Source organism: Kitasatospora aureofaciens (assembly GCF_019192735.1).
GTDB lineage: Bacteria > Actinomycetota > Actinomycetes > Streptomycetales > Streptomycetaceae > Kitasatospora > Kitasatospora aureofaciens_A.
The window spans coordinates 1-4,154 of the sequence record NZ_JAHTKP010000142.1 but is presented as its reverse complement, the minus strand read 5'-3'; the positions used below and the strand labels follow the sequence as shown (position 1 = coordinate 4,154).

Sequence of the window (4,154 nt, the reverse complement as noted above, 5' to 3'; positions counted from 1 at the left end):
GGAAGCCCTCGGACATGCACAGCAGGAGGCCGTCCGCGGAGACCACCACGGTGTGGGACACCCCGGGGGTGTTGTCCACGAAATTGGTGATCAGCCAGTTCAGGTTCTGTGCGGCCTGGCTCATCTGAGTCAACTCAACGCTCCTGGTGGTTCGAGCCGCCGAAGAGATCGGTGCTGCGGTTCTGTCCGTTGCCGGACTGGTCTACCTGATCGGGGTCGATCCGGAAGCTTCCGGTGTTTCCGGCGGTGCGGCCCTGCTCCACGCCGCGGCGCAGGTTCGTGAGGCGGCCACGGACCTCCTCGGGGCTGCGGGAGACCTGCGGCCCGTCCTGCGGGGTGGGCTTGGCGTTGCCGGCCACCAGGTTCTGCTTGGGCACCCGGCGCGGGAGACCGGCCGGGGTGGTGCCCCCGGAGGCGGGCTCGCGCAGCTGCTCGGCCTTCTGCCAGACGCCGTCGTTCGGCGACTGCCAGGCGGCGTTGGCGGTCGGGCCGGTCGGGCCGTATCCGCCCAGCGCCGACACGTCGTGTCCGCGCGGCTCCGCGGCCGACGAGGTGTCCTTGGCGCCGGCGAACCAGTTCGGGGTCTCGCCGGTGGGCGAGGCGGCCGGCTGCGAACCCATGCCGCCGCTGGCCAGCTGCTGGCCGGGGCGGCGCTGCGGCAGCCCGGACGGCAGGGTGGTGGTGGGCTCGGCGGCGGGCAGCGCGGGCGGCTCGGGGGCGTACGGGTGGCCCGCCGGGGCGTCCTGGGTCTGGTGGGCGTACTGGTCGTCGGCGTAGCCGTCGTCGTAGCCCTGGTAGCCCTGGCCCTGGTAGCCCTGCTGCGGGGCGTACTGGTCGTCCGCGTAGCCGGACCGGTCGTAGCCGCCCTGCTGCGGGTACTGGCCGTACGCGTCCTGCCCGTAGCCGCCCTGCCCGTAGCTGTCCTGGCCGTAGCCGTCCTGCCCGTAGCCGTTCTGCTCGTAGCCGTACTGGTCGTCGGCGTAGGGCTGCTCGTAGCCCTGCTGCGGGGCGTACTGGTCGTAGCCCTGCTGCGGGTACTCCTCCTCGACCTCGGCGTCCAGCACCGGCCCGTCGGCGGCCCCGTGCGGGCCGGCCTCCAGGGCGGCGCGGCGGACCTGGTCGAGGCGCTGCGAGCGCTGGACGGACTCCAGGGCCGGGCTGAAGCCGGTGGAGCCGGCGTTGCCGTTGCCGGTGAGGTGGTCGTCGAAGCCCAGTTCGGCGGCGCTGCGGGAGTGGCTCTCGGGGGCCCACTCGGAAGTCGGCTCCTGCTCGGCGAAGATCCGGGAGACGGTGAACTGCTCCTCGGGCTCCGGCGCGGCGCCGGCCTTCGTGACGAACGGGGGGAGCATGACCAGCGAGGTGGTGCCGGCCGACTCGCCGGACGGGCGGAGCTGGACGCGGATGTCGTGCCGCTGGGAGAGCCGGCCGACCACGAAGAGGCCCATGCGGCGGGAGATGGTGGCGTCGACCGTGGGCGGCTCGGCCAGCTTCTCGTTGATCTCGGCGAAGTCGTCGGCGGTGAGGCCGATGCCCTTGTCGTGGATCTCGACCAGCACGCGGCCGTCGGGCAGGCGGGTCGCGTTGACCAGCACCCGGGTCTGCGGGCTGGAGAACGAGGTGGCGTTCTCCAGCAGCTCGGCGAGCAGGTGGACGAGGTCGGTCACGGCGGCGCCGACGACCTCGACCTCCGGGATGCCGGACAGCTCGACGCGCTCGTACTGCTCCACCTCGGACGCGGCGGCGCGGAGCACGTCGACCAGCGGGACCGAGGTGTTCCAGCGGCGGCCGGCCTCCTCGCCCGCGAGGACGAGCAGGTTCTCACCGTTGCGGCGCATACGGGTCGCGAGGTGGTCCAGCTTGAAGAGGTTCTCCAGCTGGTCCGGGTCGGCCTCGTTGTTCTCCAGGTCGGTGATCAGCGCCAGCTGGCGCTGGATCAGGCCCTGGCTGCGGCGCGACAGGTTGGTGAAGATCGCGTTGACGTTCCCTCGCAGCAGGGCCTGCTCGGCGGCGAGCGCCACGGCCTGCTGGTGGACCTGGTCGAAGGCCCGGGCGACTTCGCCGATCTCGTCCTTGCCGTGCAGCGGGATCGCGGTGACGGAGGTGTCGACCCGGTCGGGGTCGGTCTTGGAGAGCTTCTCGACCAGGTCCGGCAGACGGTGGTCGGCGATCTCCAGGGCGGCGCTGCGCAGGGTGCGCATGCCGAGGATCATCGAGCGGGCGACGTACCCGGTGAGCAGGCCGGCCAGGATGAGCGCGGCGACGACGATGACCGTGTTGAGGATGGCGTCGTAGAGCGCGTTGTCCTTGAGGTTCCGGGAGTCGGTGAGCACGTCGTTGAGCAGCGCGACTTCGGTGGTCCGCAGGGCCTGGATGTGGGTGGCGGCGGCCTGGTTCCAGTTCTCCGGGGTGAGGCCGGCGTCCTTGGCCTCCTTGAAGGCGGCGTCGGCGGCGGCCTTGCCCTTGGTCTGGCCGTCGGCGGCGGCCTGGCTGTAGGCGGCGGCGATGCTCAGCAGCGACTGCATGGTCGGTGCGGAGCCGTTGGGCATCTTGTAGGCCGAGTGCTCCTGCGCGGAGGCCACGGCGACCTGAGCGTCGGCGTACTTCCTGGCGTCGGTCGGGTCGCTACCGGTGTTGAACTCGCTGAGTGCGGTCTGCTCCAGCTTCTCCGAGACCACGATCTGCAGGGTGAGGTCCTGGTTCTCGTAGCGGGTCACGGAGTTCGACCCGATGCCCACCAGCAGGTGCAGCATGAGCGCGCGCTGGGACGAGGACGCGGCCTTGGCCAGCGACATGGCGTAGATCGCGCGGCCCTTGCTGGCCGCGTTGGTGGAGCCGAGGCCGACCGAGTTGTCGTATGCCAGCAGCGGCGCGAACAGCGTCGAGTAGGCGTCCGCGGTGGCGCTGGCGAACAGCTCGCCGCCGTACGCGTTGGCCCGCAGGTGCGGCAGGTTGACCACGAGGTCCTGGAAGGCCTGGTGGCGGCGGGGCAACTCGCCGGACTTGTCGGTGGCCTCGTAGGCGGCGTTGTACGCCTTCATCGCGGCGTCGGTGTCGGCGCGGGTCTTGGCGACCGTGCCGTCCGGGTCCTGCTTGGTGAGCAGGGGTATCAGGGTCTTGTCGCGCTCGTTCTCGAGCGCCTCGGCGAGCTCGGTGGCCGACTTCGCGAGTTCGGCGACCTTCTCGGCGCGCGAGGCCTTGATGTAGCCGTCGACGGAGGTGTTCACGCGGAGGCCGCCGAACACCAGACTGATGATGACCGGGATCAGCAGAATCGCGATCAGACGGGTCGGCACGCGCCAGTTGCGCGGGCGGAGGAAGTCGTAGCGGCTGGAGCCGTCGGCCGGGGCGGCGGGGCCGCTGTCGGGGCGCTCCTTGGCGACGACCGGGGGTTTCTGCGGAGGTGAGGCCTGTGACCGTTCCTCGGTGGGGGTGAACGCGGAGAATCCGACCGGGTCCGTTGCGCTACCGCCCGGCTCGCTCTGGCGGGGCTCGGAGCGCCGCTGCGGGGCGGGTTGCTGCTTACGCCTCACTCGACAACTACCTCTCGGCCGACAGCCGGCCATGGATCAATCCAGCGCTACCCCCGGCCCTGGTCCGCTGCCTGGTGGGCCTGCGGAAGAGCTTCAGGGGTAGCTGGAATTTCAGCACGTGCAGGGATGGGGGACAAACAGCCGTCGGATGCCGCCCGCGTCGGCACAATCTGGACATTCGCCGACATGACGGCGCAAAACCGTGGTCTTCTGGCGCTGAGTGACGTGATTCCGCCACGCAGAGTCACTGTTGATCACAAAATGCCTACCGAACTGTTATCCACCGCTTATGCGCGGGTCTTGCGCGGTGCCCCTGACGGACACCGGCCGATAAGCGGAGGTGCCCCGGCGGCCGTCGGCTCGACGGGCCGCCAGGGCGGTCGGACTGGTGTCGCGCACTCGCCGCCGGTTCAGCGGAGCCGGGCGAGGAGTGCGTGTTCGACGAGGGTGATGAGGGCGCTCTTGGCGCTGTCCCGGCGTCGGGCGTCGAGGGTGACGACGGGGGTGTCGGGGCCGAGTTGGAGGGCTTCGCGGACTTCGTCGGCGGTGTGGGGCTGGTGTCCGTCGAAGCCGTTGAGGGCGACGACGAAGGGGAGTCCGCTGTTCTCGAAGTAGTCGAGGGCG

Annotated in this window: 2 protein-coding genes and 1 pseudogene; all 3 read right to left on the bottom strand. The window is 70.8% G+C overall.

All coding sequences use genetic code 11. The annotated features are described in order from the left end of the window. A partial coding sequence (locus tag KV557_RS41535) for a roadblock/LC7 domain-containing protein (RefSeq protein ID WP_218207309.1) occupies nt 1–124 on the bottom strand: 124 nt, incomplete at its 3' end. Nucleotides 125–134: 10 nt separating this feature from the next. Further along, complete coding sequence (locus KV557_RS41530) at nt 135–3,530, bottom strand: nitrate- and nitrite sensing domain-containing protein (RefSeq protein ID WP_308130322.1); 3,396 nt, start codon at nt 3,528–3,530, stop codon at nt 135–137. A 410-nt stretch (nt 3,531–3,940) separates the two neighbouring features. Further along, a pseudogene (locus tag KV557_RS41525) lies at nt 3,941–4,154 on the bottom strand (ATP/GTP-binding protein); the annotation flags it as partial.